Genomic DNA, 23,678 nt, shown 5'->3' on the forward strand with positions numbered 1-23,678 from the left:
CCGGCCTGCTGCTGGTATGGCTCACCGCCCGTGGCGTGACCCGGCCGATCCTCGGCGTGGCCAGTATGCTGAAGGACATCGCCAGTGGCGAAGGCGACCTGACCCGCCGCCTGGACTACGCCCGCCAGGACGAACTGGGTGAACTGGCCGGCTGGTTCAACCGCTTCCTCGACAAGCTTCAGCCGATCATTGCCGACGTGAAACGCTCGGTGCAGGACGCCCGCAGCACCGCCGACCAGTCCGCCGCCATCGCCAGCCAGACCAGCGCCGGCATGCAGCAGCAGTACCGCGAAGTGGACCAGGTGGCCACCGCCTCCAACGAGATGAGCGCCACCGCCCAGGACGTCGCCCGCAGCGCCGCCCAGGCCGCCGAAGCCGCGCGGGGGGCCGACCACGCCACCCAGGAAGGCCTCGGCGTGATCGGCAAGACCACCAGCGCCATCGAGCAACTGGCCAGCGAAATGAGTGCGGCCATGGAAGAGGTGCAGGCGCTGGCCAACAGCAGCGAGCAGATCGGCTCGGTGCTGGAAGTGATCCGCGCCATCGCCGAGCAGACCAACCTGCTGGCGCTCAACGCGGCCATCGAGGCGGCGCGTGCCGGCGAGGCCGGCCGCGGCTTCGCGGTGGTGGCCGATGAAGTGCGCAACCTGGCCAAGCGCACCCAGGACTCGGTGGAGGAAATCCGCCAGGTGATCGAGGGCCTGCAGCACGGCACGCGCGAGGTGGTCGGTTCGATGCACAGCAGCCACCGCCAGGCCCAGGGCAGCGTCGAGCAGGTGGAACAGGCGGTGACCGCGCTGCAACGCATCGGCGAAGCGGTGACGGTGATCACCGACATGAACCTGCAGATCGCCAGCGCCGCCGAGGAACAGAGCGCGGTGGCCGAGGAGATCAACCGCAACGTGGCGGCGATCCGCGACGTCACCGAATCGCTCTCCGGCCAGGCCGAGGAGTCCGCCCAGGTCAGCCAGGCGCTGAACCGCCTGGCCAACCACCAACAGGGGCTGATGGCGCAATTCCGCGCCTGACCTCCCTCACCCCCACCCCTCCCCCAGAAGGCGAGGGGTGACGCGCGCCGGCGACTTCGTACCCGCCAGCAACGCTCCGCTCTTCTGTCGGGGCAATTTCAATCGCCAAGCAGGCCGCAGGTCTGCCCTGCGAACACCCAGCGACACCTGGCTTCCCTCACCCCCAGCCCTTCACCCTGAGGGCGAGGGAGCTGTCCGTGCGCACCGATATGTATGTGCTCGGATCCTGTAGGAGCGAATTCATTCGCGAAAGCAGGACGCACTCCTCCCTTTCCGAATCCTGTCACCATCGGCACATCAAACTGGCGTCAGATCGCTTGCCGCCGATCGGCACCCCGGCTAGCTTGCCTGCGGTCTAAACAAGGAACCCCCAGATGCTGAACATCGTCCTGATCGCCGGCTCCAGCCGTGCAAACAGCCAATCGGGCAAGGTCGCCCGCTTCGTCCGCCAGCGCCTGATCGACCTCGACAAGGTGAGCCCCACATCCTGCAACATCATCGACCTCGGCGAAGGTCCGCTGCCGCTGTGGCCGGCCGAGAACACTGGTCCCTGGAGCGAATACCAGCAGCAGCTGCGCGACGCTGACGCGGTGGTAGTGATCGCCCCCGAGTGGAATGGCATGGCCTGCCCGGCCATCAAGAACTTCTTCATCTACGCCAGCAAGGCCGAACTGGCGCACAAGCCGGGCCTGCTGGTGGGCGTCTCCTCCGGGATCGGTGGTGGCTACCCCATCAGCGAGCTGCGCGCTTCCAGCTACAAGAACTGCCGTCTCTGCTACCTGCCGGAGCACCTGATCGTTCGTGGCGTGGAAAAAGTGCTGAACGACGTCGAGCCGGTGAGCGAAGACGACCAGCGCATCCGTGCCCGCATGGACTACGACCTGGACATCCTCGCGCGCTACGCGGTAGCCCTGAAGCCAGTGCGCGAAGCCATCGACATGAGCATTCCGGCCTTCGCCAACGGCATGTGATCACGCCGCCCTGGGTCGTGCGGCCCTTGTGGGAGTGAATTCATTTGCGAAGGGTGGCAAAGCCACCCCCCACCCGCTCGAGCATCGCGAAACCTACAACAACTGATGCTTGTGCAGCAGCCTGTAGAAGGTCGGCCGCGACACCCCCAGCACCTTGGCCGCGTGGCTGAGGTTGCTGCTGTAGTGAGCCAACGCATCACACAGCGCCTGGTACTCCGCCCGGCGTTTGTAGTCCTCCAGCGTCCCTAGCAGCGCGCCATCCATCGGGGCGCTCTGCAGTCCCAGGTCGGCCGCTTCGATAGGCCCGCTTTCCGCCAGTGCATAGCCGCGCCGGACTCGGCTGGCAAGCTCGCGCACATTACCAGGCCAGCGGTGGCGAACCATGGCAGCGAGCGCCTCTTCGCTGAAATGACTGGGTCGACGCCCCGCCTCCAGGCTGTAGAGATCGGCGAAGTAGCCTGCCAGTAGCGCAATGTCTCCCTGGCGCTTGCGCAGCGGGGTGATCATCAGGCGATTCTGATCCAACCACTGACGCAACCCCGGATGGAAATGCCCCTGCTCTACCAGTTCGCCCAGCTCCTCTCGCGCCGACGCCAGGACACGGATATCCAGGGGCATCACTTCTCCATCGGCGTGACGCAGGGTCCTGGAGCGCAGGCAAGTCAGCAAACGCTCCTGCTGGCCAGTGGGCAGCTCATGGATCGCATCGAGGAATAGCGTGCCGCCATTGGCCGACGCCACCTTGCCCTGATGGCCGAATAACAGGCTCGCGGTTTCCGGCTCAGGCAGTACGCCGCAGTTGAAACTGACAAAGGGGCCGGCCACCCGTCGCGACATGCGATGTAGGGTGCGGGCTACCAGCTCCTTGCCGCTACCGCTTTCACCGAGGATAAGCACTGGTTTCTCGCTCGGTCCCAGACGCGCCAGCTGCTTGCGCAAATCGCGTAGCGGACGGCTCTGGCCCAGCAGTTCGTGCTGGTCGCCTCGACGATTGCCGATGCCCCGCAGGCGGGCGATGCCGAACGCACGGCCCAGCAGACCCTGCAGACGCGGCAAGTCCACGGGAAGCGCCAGGGCATCGAAGAACCACTCACCTATGAACTCATCCAGACCGGGCACGGGTTCGCCCAACGGGTCGACCAGGGCAATCCATTCCGTGCCACTGCGACTGATCAGGTTCTTGACCCCTTCCGGGCGTGTCAGGTGGTCGCTGCGCAAGCGCAACAACCCGATGTCGTAGGTAGCTGCCAGGGCCTGGTCGAGGTTCTGACTGGACACCGACCAACCGGCTTCTTCCAGACGCGGCAACATTCGCCGGCAGTGATCGCATGGGTCGACCAGCAGTAGACGTCTCGGTGCAGAGGAGATCGCTTCCAAGATAAACCTTCCTTGACGCCAAAAAATTGCTTTATCAATAAAAACAACAGCTTGTGGACGCTACTTGTAACGCTAGCAAGAACTTTGACGCTCTATGGAACGTTTCTCTATAAGCGCAATTTCGCTGCGCGCTTAAGGTGGGATAGGCCCCTCTTAAGCGTCTCGACAGCGTGTCAATCAAGGCCAATACTCGGGCGATTCCTTCCCTGCCTTGCAGGACCCTGCCATGAACCTGCTTCTGCGTGAGGCCAGGCTCGACGACTTGTCGGCACTGGTGGAGCTCGAGAGTCGCTGCTTTGAGGTACCCCGCCTCAGCCGGCAGCAGTTCCGCTGGATGATCCTGGAAGCCAATGCCAGCCTGGTGGTGTCCGAGGGCGATGGCCATGCCCTCCTCGGCTATGCCCTTGCTCTCTTCCGTCGGGGTAGCAGCCTTGCCCGCCTGCACTCCATCGCCACCGACCCGCGTGCCCGTGGCAACGGCATCGGCCAGCGTCTGCTGGTCGCCGCGGAAGCCAGTGCCCGCGAACACGACTGCGCCTACCTGCGGCTGGAGGTATGTCCGGACGACCGCCAGGCAGTGAGCCTGTTCGAGCGCAACGGCTACAGCAACCTTGGGCTGCTCACTGACTTCTTCCCCGACCATCGCGAAGCACTGCGCATGGAGAAGCGTGTAGTCCAGCACCCGCAGGCGCTGCATCGGCCAGTCCCGTATTACGGCCAGACCACCGAGTTCACCTGCGGCCCGGCCTGTCTGTTGATGGCCATGGGCGCACTGGACGGGGGCGTGCCCGGCAACCATCAGGACGAACTGCGCCTGTGGCGCGAGGCCAGCAGCGTGCATATGCAAGGCGGCCACGGCGGCTGCAGCCCGCACGGCCTCGCGTTGGCCGCCTGGCGTCGGGGCTTCCGGGTCAGGCTGGAGCTGAGCGACCGGGGCCCGCTGTTTCTCGAAGAGGAGCGCAACGCCGGCAAGCGCGAGGTTATTCGCCAGGCCCATGAAGACTTCTGTAGCGCCCTGCAGGACACCGACATCGAGCAGCATCTGGGCGACGAGCTGGATCTGAAGCCGCTACTGGAGGCAGGGGGCCAGCCTTTGGTGCTGGTGGATGGTCATCGCCGCAGCCGCAGCCGGGCGCCACACTGGATCCTGGTTACCGATTGCGACCGCAATTTCATCTACCTGCACGACCCCAACGCTGAGCGCAGCCTGCAACGACACCCCCAGGACTGCCAGCATGTACCGGTGCCTCACCGCGAGTTCGAACGCATCAGCCGCTTCGGTCAGGGCAAGCGCCGCGCGGCGGTCGTGCTTTATCCACGCGGGACTTAGCACTATTGCGTAGTAGCACCTTGCCAATACCCCTACCGATTGGCATAAGGTAGGTAATTTCGTCAAGTTACAGGGAAGTATCTGATGCGCGTCCTACGCCGTGTCCTATGGTTGGTGCTTGTTCTCCTGCTCGCCGGCCTGGCGGTCGTCCTCTACTACATCGCCAACCCCAACCTTCCGGCCTACCAGGTGCCCAGCCAGCTGCACTACCAGGCACAGTGGAGCGACCAGGAGCGCCAGACCTACTACTACACCCCTCAGGGCACTACGGTTAAAGGTCTGCGCTACGAGTGGTTCACAGCTTTGGAACTGCCCTTCTCCCAGGACAAGTTCGCCCGCCCTGAGTACCTGGCGCGTTTCGGTTTCCTGGTCGACCCACAACAGAAAGCCACGCCACTGAACCCCGGCAACCTGCCGGTGGGCATGGCACGCCACGAGGACGAGAAAACCGGCGCGCAGTATCTGGATATCAGTTGTGCCGCCTGCCATACCGGCGAGTTGCGCTACAAGGGTCAGGCCGTGCGTATCGACGGTGGCGCTGCACTGCACTCCCTGGCGTCCACCGTGCCGACCCTGCGCGGCGGCAGCTTCGGCCAGGCGCTTGGCATGAGCATGGCGTTCACCTACTACAACCCGCTGAAGTTCAGCCGCTTCGCCGAACAGGTACTGGGCGAGCGCTACCCGGAGGGCAAGAAGGAGCTGCGCAGCGAGTTCAAGCAAGTCCTTGACCGCCTGCTCGGCACCGCGTGGAACGATACCCATCGGGGGCTCTACCCCACCGAGGAAGGTTTCGGCCGCACTGATGCCTTCGGCCGTATCGCCAACAGCGTCTATGGCGACGCCATCAGCCCCGACAACTACCGCATTGCCGATGCCCCGGTGAGCTACCCGCACCTCTGGGACATCTGGAAGTTCGACTGGGTGCAGTGGAACGGCTCTGCCATGCAACCCATGGCCCGCAACATAGGCGAAGCGCTAGGCGTGGGTGCCAGCCTGCACCTTTTCCAGGCGGACGGTGGCCAGGTGCCGGAAGCCGACCGCTACGCCTCCAGCGTGCGCGTGCGTGATCTCCATACCCTCGAGGAAACCCTGAAGAAACTCGCCCCGCCCACCTGGCCGGAGGCCATCTTCGGCAAGGTAGACCTGGCCCGTGCGAGCCAGGGCCGCGCCCTCTTCGTCGAGAACTGCGCTTACTGCCATGCCCCCAACGTGGTGCCGCTCGAGCAACGCATGGCGCCCGGCCGCGACCCGGAATGGCACATGCGTATCGTGCCCGTCGACATTGTTGGCACCGACTCCACCACGGCCGACAACATCGCCGATCACCGCTTCGACATCAGCAAGCTGGGCTGGACCCGCGAACAACTGGCCAAGCTCGACGTGAAACTATTCGGCGCAAGTCTGGAGCAGGTGGACTTCAGCAAGGTTTCCAGCGCCAAGGGCCTGGCCTATATCACCTCCTTCGTAGAGGAGCAGGCCTACAAGCAGGCCGGCATCTCCGGCGAAGAGCGCGCGAACATGGACGGCTTCGGCCTGCCCATCGGCGTGCAGGAGAAGCGCGGCTACAAGGCTCGCCCCCTGGATGGCATCTGGGCGACACCACCATTCCTGCACAACGGCTCGGTTCCGACCCTGTTCCAATTGCTCTCTCCCATCACCGAGCGGGCCAGTCAGTTCCATGTCGGCAGCTTCGAGTACGACCCGAAGTTCGTCGGATTCCAGACCACGGCCTTCCCCGGAAGCTTCCTGCTGGATACCTCGATCAAGGGCAACGGCAACCACGGCCACGAGTTCCGTGATGGTTGCCGCAAGGACGGCGTGATCGGCCGCGCCCTGTCCCCGGACGAACGACTGGCGCTGATCGAGTACCTCAAGGTGCTGGGTGACCCGACGCAGGAAAGCCAGCTCACCCCCGTCCAGGCCAAGCCGTGGAATCCCGGCCCGGACTGCCAGGGCTGAGCCCTCGCCCCTACCACGCAGAACAAGGACCCAAGCTCCCATGCTCAAGCGTTTCTGGCTCTGGCTCGGCCGACTACTCGGCAAGCTCACTCTCTTCGTGCTGGTGGTCGGCCTGGTCGGCTGGCTGGCTGGCGAGGCCTATTACGGCTGGAAATTCTCCGGTCCGGTGCCAAGCGAGGAGGTCATCCCTGCCGATGAGGCGGCACAGACCCGCGCCATCATCGACGACGCCGTCCGCATCGTCGAACAGCACCGCGACAACACCCGCGTACTGCGCGACGCCCACGCCAAGGCCCATGGTTGCGTGAAGGCGCAGGTCAGCGTCGTGCCCGACCTCGATCAAGGCCTGCGCGCCGGCGTCTTCGCCGAACCGGGCAAGACCTGGGAAGCCTGGATTCGCCTGTCCAATGGCAACGCCTTCCCGCAGTTCGACAGCGCGCGGGACGCTCGCGGCATGGCCATCAAACTGCTCGACGTGCCCGGCGAGAAACTGATGAAGAGCCCGACGCACACCAACGAGCAGGACTTCGTGATGTTCAACCATCCGGTGTTCTTCGTTCGTGACGTGGCCGAGTACCGGCAGAACTTCAACGCCCAGGCCAACGGCGAGAAGGTCGGCGCCTTCTTCCCCGGCTGGGACCCGCGCACCTGGGAGATCCGCCACCTGGTCATCGCCCTGAAGACCCTGGCCCCGGCACCGGACAGCCCGGTCAGCGCGACCTACAGCTCCATCTCGCCGTACAAGCTGGGCGAGGCGAACATCAAGTACCGCGTCATTCCCGACCCGCAAAGCTGCCCGCCGTATGAGCTGCCCGAACAGAACACCGCGCTCCCCAACTTCCTGCGCAACGCCCTGTACCAGCAACTGTCCCTTGACCGTGTGCCGGCCTGCTTCGCATTCCAGGTGCAGAAGCAGAATGCCCAGCACTACATGCCGATCGAAGACACCAGCGTCGAGTGGGACGAGTCCGTCTCTCCCTTCGTGACCGTCGCCACCATCAAGGTTCCGGCCCAGGATTTCGACAGCCGCGAACAGAACCTTGCCTGTGACAACCTTTCCTTCAACCCCTGGCACGGCCTGCCGGAGCATCGCCCCATCGGCGGCATCAACCGCCTGCGCAAGGCGGTGTACGAAGCCGTGAGCGCGTATCGCCATGAGCGCAATGGAGCGTCCGACGCGACCAGCCGTTGAGGACATACCTGTGGGAACGAATTCATGCGCGAATAAATTCGCTCCCACACTCAAAGACTGCACGCTCCGCCATCCCCACCCATCAGCCCAGCCAGGCCGCGTCTCGCGGCGGTGCTAGCCTTTTCTCTTACCTGCCGGGCGCCCACAGCCCGCCCGGTGCATTGCCTACGGGCCACCCCATCAATCGCGGAACCAGCCCGAGGCCAGCCCGGCTGCCCGCTCCGTCTTCGCCAAGAAGCCCGCTCCGGACAGCGAACATCTACCGGTCACGGAGTCCAGGCCATGGCCCAATATCGCGATGCCCTGCCACAACTGGAGGGTGAACTATTCCTGACCGATGGTGGCATCGAGACCACCCTGGTCTTCCACGAGGGGCTTGCCCTCCCCGACTTCGCAGCCTTCGTGCTGCTCAACTACCCGGATGGCCAGGAAGCCCTGCGCAAGTACTTCCGCACCTATTGCGCCATCGCCAGCCACTACGGCACCGGCCTGATCCTGGAAAGTCCGACCTGGCGCGCCAATCCCGACTGGGCCAGTCACCTCGGCTTCACCCCCCAGGGACTGGCCGAGGCCAACCGCCAGGCCATCGCCCTCCTGGACGAGCTACGTAGAGAAGTGGAAAGTGGTCGCACTCCCGTGGTTGTCAGCGGCTGTGTCGGTCCCCGGGGAGATGGGTATATCGCCGATGAGACCATGGATGAGTACGAGGCCCAGCAGTACCACAGCGAGCAGATCGGCGTGTTTGCCGAAACCTCCGCCGACATGATCACCGCCATGACCATGAACTATGTGGAGGAAGCGCTGGGTATCGCCCTTGCTGCACGCGCGGCACAGATGCCCGTGGCTATCGCCTTCACGGTGGAAACCGATGGCAGGCTGCCCACCGGCCAGGACCTGAAAGAAGCCCTCGAACAGGTCGACAGGGCCACGGCCTCCTACCCGGCCTACTACATGATCAACTGCGCCCACCCTGACCATTTCGAGGATGTGCTCGTTCCTGGAAGCCGCTGGGTGCAACGCATACGCGGACTGCGCGCCAATGCCTCGCGCAAGAGCCATGCCGAGTTGAACGAGGCCATCGCGCTTGACAGCGGCGACCCCGAGGAGCTTGGCGCACAATATGCCTGGCTGCGCCAGCGCCTGCCGCACATCAATGTCATGGGTGGTTGCTGCGGCACCGACCACCGCCATATCGAGCAGATGGCCAAGGCGTGCAAGCCGCTGTTCCGTGCAGCGTTGTAGGGTGGCGCGATCCTTGTGGGGGCGATTTCAATCGCTATGGGCCGCTCAGCGATCCTGGACATTGGCGGGCAGGACTTCGTCCTGCTCAGCAACTGAAGTCACCCTCACAAGGCAGCCATCTCCTTTGCACGCATTCCCTTGCACCTGGCTTTCCCGTCGAAAATACCCGACTAAAGACGTCAACTATGCTTTAGGTGAACACGCACGGCGTGAGGTCACCATGATCCGCTGGCTACTAAGCAGGCTCCTGTGCCTGGCCCTGATCGCTCCCGGCACGCTGCTGGCCGCGGGAAGCATCAGCGTGCTCTCCATCGACGGCCCCATTGGGCCTGCCACCGCCGACTACCTGACCCGGGGAATCGAACGCGCCGAGGAAGACAAGGCGCAACTGGTGGTCATCCAGATCGACACCCCTGGCGGCCTCGACACCTCCATGCGCAGCATCATCAAGGCGATACTCGCCAGCCCCGTGCCGGTGGCCAGCTTCGTCGCCCCCAGTGGCGCACGGGCCGCCAGTGCCGGCACCTACATCCTCTACGCCAGCCACATCGCGGCCATGGCACCAGGTACCAACCTGGGCGCAGCTACACCGGTGCAGATCGGCGGCATGCCCGGCCAACCTGAAGGCGACAAGCCTGCCGGCGGCAAGGACGAGAAGCCAAAAGACGACAAGACCGCGCCAGCGGGTAACGAGGAAACCCTGGCTCGCAAACAGGTCAATGATGCAGCGGCCTATATCCGCGGACTGGCGCAACTTCGCGGGCGCAACGCCGAGTGGGCCGAGCGCGCAGTGCGCGAGTCCGTCAGTCTCTCCGCCACCGATGCCCAGCGCCTGAAAGTAGTGGACCTGCTAGCCCGGGATGTACCGGACCTGCTCGCCAAACTGGACGGCAAGAACCTGGAAGTCGCCGGACAGAAAATCTCACTGGCCACCAATGGTGCGCGGCTGGTGCAGCACGAGCCGGACTGGCGCGCGCAGATCCTGGCGGTCATCACCAATCCCAGCGTGGCGCTGATCCTGATGATGATCGGCGTCTACGGCCTGATCTTCGAGTTCTCCAATCCCGGTAGTGGCGTTGGCGGCGTGATCGGCGGCATCTGCCTGATCCTCGCGCTCTATGCGCTGCAGCTGCTGCCGGTGAACTTCGCCGGCATCGCGCTGATCCTCCTGGGCATCCTGTTCATGGCGGCAGAAGCCTTCATGCCCAGCTTCGGCATTATCGGATTCGGCGGCATCGCCGCCTTCGTCGTCGGCGCAGTAATCCTGATCGACACCGAAGTGCCGGGCTACGGCATCCCGCTTTCGCTGATCATCACCGTGGCCCTGTCGAGCGCACTGGTGATCTTCGCCATCCTCGCCATGGCCGTTCGTTCCCGGCGGCGCGCACTGGTCAGCGGCGATGCCGGACTGGTGGGCAGCCAGACCACCCTGCTCGATCTCGGGGTGGACGACCCGCACATTGGCTGGGTCCAGTTGCAGGGCGAGCGCTGGCAGGTGCGCAGCGATGCCCCCTTGAGGAGCGGCCAGCGCGTGCGCGTGCTGGCACGCAATGGACTGCTGCTGGACGTGACGGCGGATGAGCGTCCGCCCAGAGGAGACTGAAACATGGCCTTTCCGCTGAGCTTTGCCACCCTCCTGTTCCTGTTGATCGTCCTGGCGGTATCGGCCATCCGTGTCCTGCGCGAGTACGAGCGCGGCGTAGTGTTCCAACTCGGGCGATTCTGGAAGATCAAGGGGCCGGGGCTGGTTCTGATCATCCCGGCCATCCAGCAAATGGTTCGAGTCGACCTGCGAACCGTGGTCATGGACGTTCCGCCCCAGGACGTGATCTCCCGCGACAACGTCTCGGTGAAAGTCAACGCGGTGGTGTACTTCCGCGTGCTTGACCCGGAGCGCGCCATCATCCAGGTGGAGAACTTCCTCATGGCCACCAGCCAGCTCTCCCAGACCACACTGCGCGCGGTGCTCGGCAAGCATGAGCTGGACGAGATGCTGGCCGAACGCGAACGCCTGAACGTCGACATCCAGCAGGCGCTGGATGCTCAGACCGATGCCTGGGGGATCAAAGTCTCCAATGTCGAGATCAAGCACGTCGACCTCAATGAAACCATGGTTCGAGCCATCGCCCGCCAGGCCGAGGCCGAGCGTGAGCGGCGGGCCAAGGTGATCCATGCCGAAGGTGAGCTGCAAGCCTCCGAGAAGCTGATGCAGGCCGCCGAGATGCTTAGCCGCCAGGCCGGCGCCATGCAGTTGCGCTACATGCAGACGCTGAACGCCATCGCTGGCGACAAGACCAACACTATCGTCTTCCCGTTGCCAGTGGATTTGCTCGGTGGCATGAGCGATGACGGGAAGCAAAAGAACAGCAAGGATTGAGATATCGGCCCACACCCTGTTTTCCTCGCACTTTTCAGGGAGATTCCCTGAAAAGGCTCCCGTATTCGGCGGGGCCGCTATGCCGGGGTTTCTACACTTGTTCCAAGGACAACAAGAACCCTGGAGGTCGCCATGCGTATCGGAGTGCCGAAGGAGATCAAGAACCACGAGTATCGGGTCGGCCTGACCCCGCAATCTGTGGCCGAATTGACCCGCCTGGGGCATGAAGTCTGGGTAGAGACCAAGGCTGGAGCCGCCATTGGCTTCTCCGACGAGGACTACCAGGCCGCGGGTGCCAAGGTGGCCAGCAGCGCCGGCGAGGTCTTCGAGCAGGGCCAACTGATCGTCAAGGTCAAGGAGCCGCTCACCCAGGAGCGCGCCCGCCTGCGCCCCGAGCAGACCCTATTCACCTACCTGCACCTGGCACCGGACCGTCCCCAGACCGACGAACTGATCGCCTCCGGTGCCACCTGCATCGCCTACGAGACCGTCACCGACAGTCACGGCCGACTGCCGTTGCTCGCGCCCATGTCGGAAGTGGCCGGGCGCATGTCCATCCAGGCCGGCGCCAGCTGTCTGGAAAAAGCCAAAGGCGGCAGGGGCGTGCTGCTCGGCGGCGTACCCGGTGTAGCGCCGGCCAAGGTGGTGGTGCTGGGTGGCGGAGTCGTCGGCACTCATGCGCTGGCCATGGCGGTTGGTCTCGGGGCCAACGTCACCGTACTGGACAAGAGCGTTGATGCCCTGCGCCGGCTGGATTCCCTCTACGGCAATCGCATCACAACCCTCTATTCGACCCACAGTGCCTTGCGCGAACAGGTGTTGGCGGCGGACCTGGTGATTGGCGGGGTGCTCATTCCCGGCGCCGCGGCACCCAAACTGGTCACGGCCGAAATGGTGGCACGCATGCAGGATGGCGCGGTGATGGTGGACGTCGCCATCGACCAGGGCGGCTGCGCGGAAACCTCGCGGGCCACCACCCACGCCGAGCCCACCTACGTAGTGGATGGCGTCGTGCACTATTGCGTTGCCAACATGCCCGGCGCCGTGGCACGTACCTCCACCCTCGCCCTGAACAACGCCACCCTGCCCTTCGTCATCGCCCTGGCGCAGAAGGGAACACGCAAGGCCCTGGAAGACGACCTGCACCTGCGCCATGGCCTCAACGTTGCCAAGGGGCGACTCACCAATGGCAGCGTCGCCGCCGCGCATCATCTGGACTACGTGCATCTGGAGGAGATGCTCAAGCAGCTCTGACCCTTTTCGCGACTGAAGTCGCTCCCACAGGTGGTCCCTTGTGGGAGCGACTTCAGTCGCGATGCTCGCCACGTCCCGACTCAAAGCTGTACATCCGAGCGTGGAAAACCTCCAGGCCACCTTGCGCGCCTGCGCCGACCTCGACCAGCAGGCCGCGCGCCTGCAACAGCTGGCGGGTAGCTTCCGCATCTGACAGCAGTAGGAGCGAGCTCGCTCGCGAAAGATCGTGCTCGGACGCTTCGCGAGCAAGCTCGCCCCTACAAGTGAGGTGCCAGATTCCGCGCTCAGGGCGACCGCTGTGGCACTATCTCGCTCTCCCACAGCGCCCAAGGATCGCCCCGCGTGGATTCCTCCGTCTTCCTCATGGTCATTACTGCCGCCGCGCTGCATGCCGGCTGGAATGCACTGCTGAAGATCGGTCTCGACCGCTTCCTCACCGCCTCCCTGATCCAGATCGCCGCCGGCCTGGTCGCGCTTCTCGCACTGCCCTTCGTGGCTGTGCCCAAGCTTGAAGCCTGGCCCTGGATCGTGCTCTCCGCGATTTTCCACATTGGCTACAACGTCTACCTGGCCCGCGCCTACCAGCACGGCGACCTCGGGCAGGTTTACCCGCTGGCGCGCGGCAGCTCGCCGCTGATGGTGGCGGCGCTGTCGGTGTTGCTGCTGGGTGACCGAATCAGCCTGGGTGAGCTGACGGGGCTACTGGTGCTGGTGGGTGGGATCTTGTTGATGGCAGTGCGCGGCGGTCGCGGCAAGGAGCCCCTCCATGCATCGCTGGTCGGCAGCGCCCTGATGACAGCGCTGTTCATCGCCGGCTACACGCTGTCCGATGCCACCGGGGCACGGAGCAATGGCGATGCGCTCTCCTACTCGATGTGGTTGTTCTCGGTGAACGCCCTGGTGATGGTCGTGGTAATCGCTATCACCAGAGGGCCTCGAACTTTCCTGCAACTGGGGCCCCACTGGCGTGGCGGCCTGGCGGGAGGGGCGATGTCGCTGGCGGCCTACAGCATTGCCATCTGGGCCATGACCCGGGCGCCGGTGGCGCTGGTCTCCGCATTGAGGGAAACCAGCGTGCTGTTCGCGCTGCTGATCGGTGCATTACTGCTCAAGGAGCCGCTGCCACCGATCCGCCTGCTGGCCTGCGGGGTGATAGCAGCAGGCGTGGCGATACTCCGACTGCTTTAGCCGCAGCTGAACTGTTTGACGACGTCAGTCGCGTCCACGTCGATGTTCAGGCGACGGGAGTTGTAGTCCATGGTGATCGGCTGGTTGGGACGCAGCACGCGAGCGGTTTCGGCACCGGACTGACGCTTGGCCTGCTCGACCAGTGCGACATTGGCGGTCTTGCCCACCAGGGCGGAGACCGCCGAGCTGTCGCAAGTGCCAGAGAGCGAAGGCGCAGCAGCGCTGGTGCTTTCTTCGGCTGCAGGCGCGTCGGGGGTTTCTGGTTTGTCGGTCGAGCTGCAACCGGCCAGGAGCAGGCCGGCAAAGGCAAGACTGAGAGAAATCGACTTGAAGTGCATACAACGGTCCTCTTTTGAACGAATGTCCTGGCGTGCGCCTGCAATGGAACGGCAAATGCGGCGGGGCTCCTGCCCGCCGGCGCACGGCGGGTGCATTCTATCCTCTGCCTTTGACTCCGGTCAGTCATGTGCGGCCTAATGCCCGGCCCCTGAAACGCGCCGAAACACTACATGTCCCATAACCCGAGCATCCGCCCCAGCGTCCTCCACCTGCCCCCGGGCAACTGGAGCACCGTGCTGGACTGCCTTTGCGAGCGCTTTCCTGCTATCGCCCGCGAGACCTGGGTGGAGCGTATGCACAGCGGCAAGGTGACGGATGGCGACGGCAACCGGATTGGGCCGGCGCATCCCTACCAGTTGGCGTTACGAGTGCATTACTACCGCGAAGTGAAGGACGAGAAGATCATCCCCTTCGAGGAATCGGTGCTGCACGTCGATGAACATCTGGTGGTAGCCGACAAGCCGCACTTCCTGCCGGTGATGCCTGCCGGCGAGTACGTCGAGGAAACCCTCCAGGCGCGCCTGACACGGCGCCTGGGCAATCCCCACCTGGTTCCCCTGCACCGCATCGACCGCCATACCGCCGGCTTGGTGCTGTTCTCCGCGAACCCGGCCAGCCGCAACATCTACCACGCGCTATTCCGCGACCGCGAAATCCACAAGCGCTACGAAGCCATCGCCCCGGCCCTGCCAGGATTGGACTTTCCACTCCTGCGGGAAACACGCCTCGGCAAGGGCGAGCCCTTCTTCCGCATGCAGGAAATGGAAGGCGAGCCGAACACCCGCACGCGCCTGGATGTGCTGGAGAAGAATGGCGACCTCTGGCGCTACGACCTCTCGCCCATCACCGGCAAACAGCACCAGCTGCGGGTGCACCTGGCCGCCCTCGGCGCGCCGATCTGCAATGACGGCTTCTACCCGGAGCTGACCGACAAGGGTGGCTCGGACGACTACCAGCGCCCACTCAAGTTGCTGGCCCGCAGCCTGGCCTTCGACGACCCCATCAGCGGCGAGTCGCGCCACTTCGAGAGCCAACTACGCCTGGACTGGTGACCACCCCGATCCTACTGCGCTTGACGGCGAATACGCCACGAATAATATTACAACCATAATTCAAACGAGATACTACCGGGCTGGAAGGCTGCCCGTTGTCCACTAGTCTTCTGCTTTCCCCCTACGAATTCCTGACCGAGGTGAATCCATGAGTGCGTACGACGTGGTGGTGATAGGCGGCGGCCCAGGCGGCTACAACGCGGCGATCAAGGCCGGGCAACTGGGCATGAAGGTGGCCTGCGTCGAGGGTCGGGAAACCCTCGGCGGCACTTGCCTGAACGTCGGCTGCATGCCGTCCAAGGCCCTGCTCCACGCATCCGAACTCTATGAAGCCGCCTCCGGCAAGGAGTTCGCCACCCTTGGGATTCAGGTCGAACCCAAGCTGGACCTCGCACAGATGATGAAACAGAAGGCCGAGAGCGTCGCCGCGCTGACCAAGGGCATCGAGTTCCTGTTCCGCAAGAACAAGGTGGAATGGGTCAAGGGCTGGGGCCGCATCGACGGCGCCGGCAAAGTCGTGGTGACCTCGGCCGACGGCCAGCAGCAGACGCTGGAGGCCCGCAACATCGTCGTCGCCACCGGCTCGGTGCCAAGTCCCCTGCCCGGCGTGACCATCGACAACGAGCGCATCCTCGATTCAACCGGAGCCCTGTCGCTGCCGGAGGTGCCCAAGCACCTTGTGGTGATCGGCGCTGGCGTCATCGGACTGGAGCTCGGTTCGGTCTGGCGTCGCCTAGGCGCCCAGGTGACCGTGGTCGAGTACCTGGGCCGCATCTGCCCTGGCCTGGACGAGGAAGCCGCGAAAACCCTGCAACGCTCCCTGACCAAACAGGGCATGACCTTCAAGCTCAGCTCCAAGGTCACCAGCGCCAAGTCGGACAAGACCGGCGTCGAGCTATCCATCGAGCCGGCCGCAGGCGGCCTTGCGGAGAATCTCAAAGCGGACTACGTGCTCGTCGCCATCGGCCGCAGGCCCTACACCGAAGGGCTGGGCCTGGAGACCGTGGGTCTGGCAACCGATAACCGCGGTGTGCTCACCAACGAACGCCACCAGACAACGGCTCCCGGTGTCTGGGTGATCGGAGACGTCACCTCCGGCGCAATGCTCGCGCACAAGGCCGAAGACGAAGGCATCGTCTGCATCGAGCGCATCGCCGGACAGGCTGCCGAGGTGAACTACAACCTAATCCCGAGCGTGATCTATACCCGCCCGGAAGTGGCCAGCGTAGGCAAGAGCGAAGAACAGTTGAAGGCTGAAGGCCGTCCCTACCGCGTCGGCAAGTTCCCCTTCACTGCCAACAGCCGGGCCAAGATCAACCATGAAACCGAAGGCTTCGTGAAGGTCCTGGCGGACGAGCGCACGGACGAAGTGCTGGGTGTGCACATGGTTGGTCCGAGCGTCAGCGAAATGATCGGCGAGTACTGCGTGGCCATGGAGTTCTCAGCTTCGGCCGAAGACATCGCCCTCACCTGCCACCCGCACCCGACCCGCTCCGAAGCCCTGCGCCAGGCCGCGATGGATGTGCACGGCGCGGCGATGCAAGCGTGAGCCTGTGGGAGCGAATTCATTCGCGAATGAATCCGCTCCCACAGCAGAACCACCCACGTCGGACTGAATCAACCACCCAGCGCAATGAATGCGAACATCAGCGCAGTGCCGACGATCGTCAAAGCCACCCCAGTCACCCACCGATTACACACCAGAATGACGCGCCAGCATCCAGCCGGCGGCAAACAGCACAGCCAATGCCACCAGATTGGAGATGCGGATGGACAGTCTGGTATTGCTCGTAAGCATGAATGGAATCACAACCGGAAAGGTTGTCACCACGACCGACAAGAAAACACCCAGGGTACCCAGGAAGTCGATCGTTCCCAAGCGAGGGCGAACCGGTTCGCCCTGATGCACCCGGGCGATAGCTCGCTGTACCCAGGGAGAGGCGGTGTTTCGCACCTGTTTCACCGGCTCATACCGACCAGAATGGCTTAACTATACTGACCTCGCGCGCCGGTTCAGGAATATGGATTGCAGGCGCGGGGTGAAACCCAGTTCAGGAGAAATGGAAATGAATCCTGCAATTCCTGGTGAGAAGCCAACTGTCCTGATCGTGGACGACACCCCCGATAACCTGACGCTTCTGGCGGACCTGCTGAAAGTCATCTATCGGGTCAAGGCGGCGCGTGATGGCGAAAAGGCCCTGCAGATCGCCAGTAGTGACGACAAGCCCGATCTCATCCTGCTCGACGTGATGATGCCCGGCCTGTCCGGTTTCGACGTGTGTCGGCAACTGAAGGCCCAGCCCGGCACCCGCGACATTCCCGTGATTTTCCTGACCACACAGGGCGCAGTCGAGGACGAGCTTCGTGGCCTGGAACTCGGTGCAGTCGACTACATCACCAAGCCGATCAATCCCCCCACGGTACTGCTCCGGGTGGACAACCACCTCAAGATCAAGGCCGCCGCTGACTTCCTGCAGGACCAGAACGACTTTCTCGAGCAGGAGGTGGCCCGGCGTACACAGGAAGTCATCGCGATTCAGGACGTCACTATCCAGGCCCTGGCGTCCCTCGCGGAAACACGTGACAACGAGACCGGCAACCATATCCGCCGTACCCAGTTCTATGTGCAGGCACTTGCTGAACAGCTGAAAGACCATCCTCGCTTTACCGGGGCACTGGATGCCAACGCGCGCCACTTGCTATTCAAGTCGGCGCCGCTGCATGACATCGGCAAGATCGGCATTCCTGACAGCATTCTCCTCAAGCCCGGCCGGCTGACCATGGAAGAGTTCGAGATCATGAAGACGCATACCACGCTGGGCCGCGATGCGTTGCAACACGCGGAGGAGCAGTTGGGCATGGAAGTCCCCTTCCTGCGTCTGGCCAAGGAGATTGCCTACAGTCACCAGGAAAAGTGGGACGGCAGCGGCTACCCGGAAGGCAAGGCTGGCGAGCAGATCCCCGTATCCGCACGCCTGATGGCGGTGGCTGACGTCTATGACGCTCTGATCAGTCGCCGAGTCTACAAGTCCGGCATGAGCCACGAGGATGCCGTTGCCCTTCTCAGCGAAGAGCGCGGTCGTCATTTCGACCCGGACGTCATCGATGCCTTCCTGGCGATACAGGACGAATTTCGGGCGATCGCCCAGCGCTATGCCGATCGCGAAGAAGACCTGAAACGCAGGGCCGACGTGATTCCACGGTAGGGCAAGCATCGGCTTTTTGCCAAAGCTGATCGTTTCATCACCCGGCTCATCCAGGCGAACTTAGATGACGTCTCCCCTCGACTTCCTGCAGCGTCTGTCCCTGCGCCTGAAGCTTCAGTTCGGATTCGGGGGAATTCTGCTGCTGGCACTCTTCCTGGGACTGTACAGCCTCCGCGTGCAGTACCTGCAGAACCAGCAGATCAGCCAGATCTATTCCCAGGACATGCTGGGTCTGGTTCACATCGAATCGGCCCGCGTGGCCCTCGCCGAAATGGGTCTTCACCTGCGCCAATCGGTGCTGGCCAGCGATGGCCAGGAGCAGGCCGGCGCACGACGGCAACTGCAGGACGCCACCGAACTGCTGCACCGCGAAATAGCCCTGGCGCGACCACTGATCTTCCGGGAGCAGAATCAGCAAAACCTGTTGCGATTCGAAATGGCCTTCACCGAGTACCAGCAGCAGATAGACCAGGTGCTGGAGCTGCAAATTCCAACCGCTACCCGCAGCAAGGAAAGCGCTCACCTCGCAGCGAGCGCCCAGATCGACTCGCCTACCTTCCTGCGCGCAGGCGCTGCCGCCAGCCAGGCGCTTTCACAGATGGGGAGACTCAAGCGCGAAGGGGCGGACATCAGCGTGGTCACGGCAGCGAAGCGGCTCGATCAAAGCGTGCACTTGACCCTCTGGCTGCTGGTGCTCGGAATGCTCGGCGGCGTTCTCTTTGGCTACCTCATCAGCCTGTCCATCCGCCGGCCGACTGAAGGTCTGCGAAAGACACTGGAGGCATTAAGCAGCGGTCAGCTGGACGTCGTCGTCCCCTTTCAGGACTACCCAAACGAAATCGGTGGTCTTTCCCGGGCACTGGTTTCGCTGCAGTCCGAAGCGCAGCAGATGGCGGCCCAGCGTTGGGTAAAGACCCATGTGGCGGCTATCAGCGGTGAATTGCAATCAGCAAACAGCTTCACCGAATTGAGCGAGAGATTTCTCTCGGCCCTCGCCCCCTTGTTGGCTATTGGCAGCGCTACCGCCTATGGCCATGACGAAGCACGGCAGCGTCTCACCCTGTTGGGGTGCTATGCCGGCTACACGCGGCCACCAGCGCCTCGTCACCTGCTTGTCGGCGAAGGGCTGGTTGGTCAATGCGCCCGGGAGCGTCGCGCTATCACGCTGGAACAGCCGCCCGCTGACTACCTGCATATCAGTTCCAGTTTGGGGGACGCGCCGGCGGCCGTGGTGACCGTCCTGCCACTGCTACGCGGCGAGCGCCTGCTGGGGGTGCTGGAACTGGCCAGTTTCCGTCCAATGACACCGAATCAGTGGAAGCTGCTGAACGAACTCCTGCCGCTGCTGGCGATGAGCGCCGAGATCCTCGAACGCACCTTGCGGACTCACCAACTGCTGGCTGAAACCCGCGACCAGGCAGCCCAGATGGAAGCGCAGCAGCGAGTCATCCAGTCCACCAAGGCCTGGTATCGAAGCATCATCGAATCGGCGCCAGACGGCATGATGGTGGTGGATCGCAGCGGAGCCATCATCCTTGCCAATCCCAAGCTGGAAGAGTTGTTCGGCTATGGCAGCGGCGAGCTGATTGGTGTGCGAGTGGAGCAACTGGTACCGGAAAGCTCTCGCGTCAGGCACCAGGATCTGCGCGGCCAATATTTCAACCAGGGCAACAGCCGGCAAATGGGTGGGAACAACCTGGATCTGCATGGCGTGCGCAAGGACGGTACTCGGTTCTCGGTGGAAATAGGTCTCTCACGGTTGCCGGAGTTGCAGGATCACGAGCTTTGCGTCTGCGCCTCGGTGCGCGATATCAGTGAACGTCGCGCAATGGAAGCTGCGATCCTGGAAAGCGAAGAACGTCTGAAGAACATCCTTGACCGCAGTCCGGTAAGCGTCGCGTTCGCCACACAAGGCCAGATTCATTTCGCCAACCCCAGGTTCGTCGAAACGTTCGGTCTTACGGTTGGCGATTTGGCGCCGCAGCTCTACGTCAACCTGCTTGACCGGGACGATGTCTGGACCCACCTCCAGGCGGGCGACCCCTACTATGAACGTGAAGTGCAGATGTATGACAGCCAGGGCCGCGAGCGCGAAATGCTCGCGACCTATCTGCCGATGCAGTACCGCGGCGAGTTCGGCATTCTCGGTTGGCACATCGATATCACCCAGCGCAAGGCGGCCGAGCGGGCGATGCTCCGTGCCAAGGAGCTGGCCGAGGAGGCGACCCAGGCCAAGAGCCATTTCCTGGCGAACATGAGCCACGAAATCCGCACGCCGATGAACGTCATCATCGGTATGAGTTGCCTGGCCTTGAAGACCGAGCTGGATCGCAAGCAGCGCAACTATGTGGAGAAGATCAACCGCTCCGCCGAAAACCTGCTGGGCATCATCAACGACATCCTCGACTTCTCGAAAATCGAGGCTGGGGCGATGACCGTTGAGCGCATCGGCTTCCGGCTCGAAGACGTGATGGAACACTTCGCCAACGTAGTGGGTTTCAAGGCCGAGGAGAAACAACTGGAGTTGCTGTTCCAGCTCGATTTCGACTTGCCCACCGCGCTACTCGGGGACCCGCTGCGCCTGGGCCAGGTACTGATCAACCTCGGCAACAACGCAGTCAAGTTCACCGAGCAGGGCGAAGTGGTGGTCGGCATCGAGCAGGTCGACGCCAACGGGCCGGACGTCGACTTGCACTTCTGGATCAGAGACAGCGGGATCGGCATGGCGCCGGAACAGTGCGAGCGCATTTTCCAGTCCTTCATTCAGGCCGACTCATCCACCTCGCGCAGATTTGGCGGCACCGGTCTGGGGCTGGCGATCTCGCAGAAACTGGTGGAACTGATGCAGGGCAGGATCTGGGTAGAGAGCGAACCTGGCCGTGGCTCCACCTTCCACTTCCATGCGCGATTCGGCCGCCAGAAACAATCGCTTCCACGGCGCGTCATGCGCGCCGAAGAACTGTTGGGTATGCGGGTATTGGTGGTCGACGACAATGCTTCGGCACGTGAAATCCTCGCCACCATGGCACACAGCTTCGGTCTGGAAGTTGACGTGGCGCGCACCGGGCATGAGGCCCTTCGCTATCTGGCGAACGCCGAGCGCCGCGACCTGCCGTACCGGCTTTTGTTGATCGACTGGAAGATGCCGGGGATGGATGGCATCGCAACCGTGCACAAATTGCACGCCAGTGGCGGGCAGGTACCCGCCGTGATCATGGTCACCGCCTTCGGCCGAGAGGACGCCCTCGACGCAGCACGCCTGCAGGGCTTGACGCTGGATTTCGTGCTGACCAAACCGGTAACGCCTTCCACCCTGCTGGAGGCCATCAATCTGGTGTTGGGTGGCGAATCTGCAGGCGAAACACGCAGCACCGAGCGCCATACCGAGACGGAAAGTGCCAAGGCTGCCATTGCCGGCAGCCGCGTGCTGCTGGCCGAAGACAACGAGATGAACCAGGAGTTGGCGCTGGAGCTGCTCACCGATGCTGGCGTCGAGACCGTCGTGGTCGGAAACGGCCAGCAGGCGCTGGATCTTCTGGCGGTAGACCCACGCTTCGACGGCATCCTCATGGATTGCCAGATGCCGTTGCTGGATGGCTACGACGCGACCCGGGCGATTCGCCAACGCCCAGAGCTGGCAAACATCCCGATCATCGCCATGACCGCCAACAACCTCGCGGGCGACCGTGAACTGGCCCAGGCTGCGGGCATGGATGACCATATTGCCAAGCCGCTGAACCTGGGCGCGATGTTCGCCACCCTGGCTCACTGGATCAGACCGGCCAGAGCGCACGCCGCAGTCCCCAGCCCCACCCCGTCCACTACACCGACAGCGCTGCCGACACTGCCCGGTATCGACCAGCAGAAAGGGCTCGCCACCTGCAGCGGGAAACTCTCGCTCTACCACCGCTTGTTGCTGAAGTTTCGTGATTCTCAAGTGGACTTCGCCGGTCTCTTCAGCGAAGCCCGAGACGGAAGCGATCCGATCGCTGCCCAACGCGCAGCCCACAGCCTGCGTGGTGCCGCTGCCAATATCGGCGCGGATGTGGTGGCGGCATCAGCGGCCCGACTGGAACAGGCCTGCCGGCAGAACGCCCCGCCCGAACGCATAGACGATCTGTTGGGCGAGCTGGTGTCCGATCTGACCGTTGTCATCCAGGGGCTCGCCGTCCTGGGCCAGCCATCGGAACCGTCCAGCGCATCCGATATCGTCGATGAGCATCAGCTGAGCAGCTTGTTCGATCAGCTCCGGCGCTGCCTGGCGCAGAGCGATACGGCCGCCGAAGAAGTCATGGCAAAAATCAACGATCGCTTCCGAGGTCAACCGGAGGAGAACGCCCTGAGGTGTGTCGCCAAGGCCATCGAGTCCTTCGATTTCGACCATGCCCTGGAGCTGCTGGATCAGTTGGAGCTGGCCAGGGATCAGGACGCTGAACCCAGGCTTTGACTCATCCTCCAACGCTGACCGAGATCGCATCGAGCAACGGCTGGTCAGGCGTACGCCGATGATCCCTCGCAATGCGATTAACGATGCCCCTTTGCTTGCGCGGCAATCGCCTCGGCAGCATCCCTGGCAGCTTCAACATTTCCTCTTCACCGTCCTGGAAGTCCATGGCGTGCAAAGCGTCTGCTTTGCTTGCCATGGACAGTCCTCGGTCAGAGGCTGAGGAAACCGCTGTAGAGGCCGTACCCCGCAATCAGCGCACCAATCAGCACGACAACGAAGATGACCTTCTCGATGGCCGTAAACACCGGTTGGCCCAGTTCGCGCTTGGCCTTGGCGAACAGGATGGCCCCTGGTGCATAGAGCAGCGCCGACAGGAGCAGGTACTGCACGCCGGCCGCATACACCAGCCACACGGCGTAGAGCACGGCAATCAAAGCGACCAACAGATCCTTGCCACGCTCACCGGGAGCCTGCTCGTAGGTTTCGTGGCGCCAGGCCAACAGCAAGGCATAGGCCGCGGACCAGAAATACGGCACCAGGATCATCGAGGTGGCCAGGTACAGCAGGCTGAGGTAGGTGGAGCTGTTGAACAGGGTGATGATCAGGAACAGCTGGATCAGGCCGTTGGACAACCACAGCGCGTTGGCCGGAACCTGATTGGCGTTCTCCTTGCGCAGGAACTCCGGCATGGTGTGGTCACGGGCACTGGCGAAGAG

The 23,678-nt window shown here is 63.3% G+C and carries 20 protein-coding genes; 15 read left to right on the forward strand and 5 right to left on the reverse strand.

What is annotated here, in order from left to right; translation table 11 throughout:
* Both E8E75_RS02175 and E8E75_RS02180 read left to right on the forward strand, forming a co-directional pair.
* Nucleotides 1-1,028, forward strand: a 1,028-nt coding sequence (locus E8E75_RS02175; RefSeq protein ID WP_280357873.1) for a methyl-accepting chemotaxis protein, incomplete at its 5' end; no start/stop codon positions are given.
* Nucleotides 1,029-1,402: 374 nt separating this feature from the next.
* On the forward strand, nucleotides 1,403-1,999 hold the full coding sequence (locus E8E75_RS02180) for an NAD(P)H-dependent oxidoreductase (protein ID WP_120651308.1): 597 nt from the start codon (nucleotides 1,403-1,405) through the stop codon (nucleotides 1,997-1,999).
* Nucleotides 2,000-2,092: 93 nt separating this feature from the next.
* Here the strand turns inward: E8E75_RS02180 and E8E75_RS02185 are convergent, their stop codons facing one another.
* The gene (locus E8E75_RS02185) at nucleotides 2,093-3,376 is read right to left on the reverse strand and encodes a sigma-54 dependent transcriptional regulator (protein WP_120651309.1); all 1,284 of its coding nucleotides are present in this window, start codon (nucleotides 3,374-3,376) and stop codon (nucleotides 2,093-2,095) included.
* Nucleotides 3,377-3,602: 226 nt separating this feature from the next.
* On the opposite strand from E8E75_RS02185, the gene E8E75_RS02190 reads away from it, so the two are divergent.
* The 9 genes from E8E75_RS02190 (at nucleotide 3,603) to E8E75_RS02230 (ending at nucleotide 13,918) form a co-directional block, all read left to right on the forward strand.
* Nucleotides 3,603-4,706: a GNAT family N-acetyltransferase/peptidase C39 family protein gene (locus E8E75_RS02190; protein WP_120651310.1), complete on the forward strand. Its 1,104-nt coding sequence runs from the start codon at nucleotides 3,603-3,605 to the stop codon at nucleotides 4,704-4,706.
* An 84-nt stretch (nucleotides 4,707-4,790) separates the two neighbouring features.
* The gene (locus E8E75_RS02195; RefSeq protein ID WP_153922061.1) at nucleotides 4,791-6,665 is read left to right on the forward strand and encodes a di-heme-cytochrome C peroxidase; all 1,875 of its coding nucleotides are present in this window, start codon (nucleotides 4,791-4,793) and stop codon (nucleotides 6,663-6,665) included.
* A gap of 40 nt (nucleotides 6,666-6,705) precedes the next feature.
* Nucleotides 6,706-7,857, forward strand: a complete 1,152-nt coding sequence (locus E8E75_RS02200) for a catalase family protein (RefSeq protein WP_153922063.1) — start codon at nucleotides 6,706-6,708, stop codon at nucleotides 7,855-7,857.
* Between the two features lie 282 nt (nucleotides 7,858-8,139).
* Nucleotides 8,140-9,099, forward strand: coding sequence for a homocysteine S-methyltransferase family protein (locus E8E75_RS02205; RefSeq protein ID WP_120651313.1), 960 nt, complete (start codon nucleotides 8,140-8,142; stop codon nucleotides 9,097-9,099).
* 220 nt (nucleotides 9,100-9,319) lie between these two features.
* Complete coding sequence (locus tag E8E75_RS02210) at nucleotides 9,320-10,702, forward strand: nodulation protein NfeD (protein ID WP_120651314.1); 1,383 nt, start codon at nucleotides 9,320-9,322, stop codon at nucleotides 10,700-10,702.
* A 3-nt stretch (nucleotides 10,703-10,705) separates the two neighbouring features.
* Nucleotides 10,706-11,476, forward strand: coding sequence for a slipin family protein (locus E8E75_RS02215; RefSeq protein WP_120651315.1), 771 nt, complete (start codon nucleotides 10,706-10,708; stop codon nucleotides 11,474-11,476).
* A 132-nt stretch (nucleotides 11,477-11,608) separates the two neighbouring features.
* Nucleotides 11,609-12,730, forward strand: coding sequence for an alanine dehydrogenase (gene ald, locus E8E75_RS02220; RefSeq protein ID WP_120651316.1), 1,122 nt, complete (start codon nucleotides 11,609-11,611; stop codon nucleotides 12,728-12,730).
* Between the two features lie 40 nt (nucleotides 12,731-12,770).
* A complete protein-coding gene (locus E8E75_RS02225) occupies nucleotides 12,771-12,923 on the forward strand; it encodes a hypothetical protein (RefSeq protein ID WP_153922066.1) in 153 nt (50 codons plus the stop codon).
* Nucleotides 12,924-13,072: 149 nt separating this feature from the next.
* The gene (locus tag E8E75_RS02230; protein WP_280357886.1) at nucleotides 13,073-13,918 is read left to right on the forward strand and encodes an EamA family transporter; all 846 of its coding nucleotides are present in this window, start codon (nucleotides 13,073-13,075) and stop codon (nucleotides 13,916-13,918) included.
* Here E8E75_RS02230 and E8E75_RS02235 read toward each other — a convergent pair.
* A complete protein-coding gene (locus tag E8E75_RS02235; RefSeq protein WP_120651318.1) occupies nucleotides 13,915-14,256 on the reverse strand; it encodes an I78 family peptidase inhibitor in 342 nt (113 codons plus the stop codon). The two genes, E8E75_RS02230 and E8E75_RS02235, sit on opposite strands and share 4 nt — an antisense overlap.
* A 171-nt stretch (nucleotides 14,257-14,427) precedes the next feature.
* On the opposite strand from E8E75_RS02235, the gene E8E75_RS02240 reads away from it, so the two are divergent.
* Both E8E75_RS02240 and lpdA read left to right on the forward strand, forming a co-directional pair.
* Nucleotides 14,428-15,309, forward strand: a complete 882-nt coding sequence (locus E8E75_RS02240; RefSeq protein ID WP_120651319.1) for an RluA family pseudouridine synthase — start codon at nucleotides 14,428-14,430, stop codon at nucleotides 15,307-15,309.
* A gap of 148 nt (nucleotides 15,310-15,457) precedes the next feature.
* Complete coding sequence (lpdA, locus tag E8E75_RS02245) at nucleotides 15,458-16,858, forward strand: dihydrolipoyl dehydrogenase (protein WP_153922069.1); 1,401 nt, start codon at nucleotides 15,458-15,460, stop codon at nucleotides 16,856-16,858.
* 144 nt (nucleotides 16,859-17,002) lie between these two features.
* On the opposite strand, the gene E8E75_RS02250 is transcribed toward lpdA, so the two are convergent.
* Nucleotides 17,003-17,263 carry a hypothetical protein gene (locus tag E8E75_RS02250; protein WP_153922072.1) on the reverse strand — a complete coding sequence of 87 codons (261 nt, stop codon included), beginning with the start codon at nucleotides 17,261-17,263 and terminating at the stop codon, nucleotides 17,003-17,005.
* A 106-nt stretch (nucleotides 17,264-17,369) separates the two neighbouring features.
* Between E8E75_RS02250 and E8E75_RS02255 the strand changes: the two genes are divergently transcribed.
* Together E8E75_RS02255 and E8E75_RS02260 are read left to right on the forward strand one after the other, a co-directional pair.
* On the forward strand, nucleotides 17,370-18,515 hold the full coding sequence (locus E8E75_RS02255) for a two-component system response regulator (protein WP_256673305.1): 1,146 nt from the start codon (nucleotides 17,370-17,372) through the stop codon (nucleotides 18,513-18,515).
* Between the two features lie 64 nt (nucleotides 18,516-18,579).
* Nucleotides 18,580-22,962: a response regulator gene (locus E8E75_RS02260; protein WP_280357892.1), complete on the forward strand. Its 4,383-nt coding sequence runs from the start codon at nucleotides 18,580-18,582 to the stop codon at nucleotides 22,960-22,962.
* Nucleotide 22,963: 1 nt separating this feature from the next.
* On the opposite strand, the gene E8E75_RS02265 is transcribed toward E8E75_RS02260, so the two are convergent.
* The gene (locus tag E8E75_RS02265; RefSeq protein ID WP_153922081.1) at nucleotides 22,964-23,158 is read right to left on the reverse strand and encodes a hypothetical protein; all 195 of its coding nucleotides are present in this window, start codon (nucleotides 23,156-23,158) and stop codon (nucleotides 22,964-22,966) included.
* 13 nt (nucleotides 23,159-23,171) lie between these two features.
* Nucleotides 23,172-23,678 (reverse strand): amino acid permease (locus E8E75_RS02270; RefSeq protein ID WP_280357894.1); only part of this gene is annotated, 507 nt, incomplete at its 5' end.

This window comes from Pseudomonas sp. BN606, assembly GCF_029873115.1.
GTDB lineage: Bacteria > Pseudomonadota > Gammaproteobacteria > Pseudomonadales > Pseudomonadaceae > Metapseudomonas.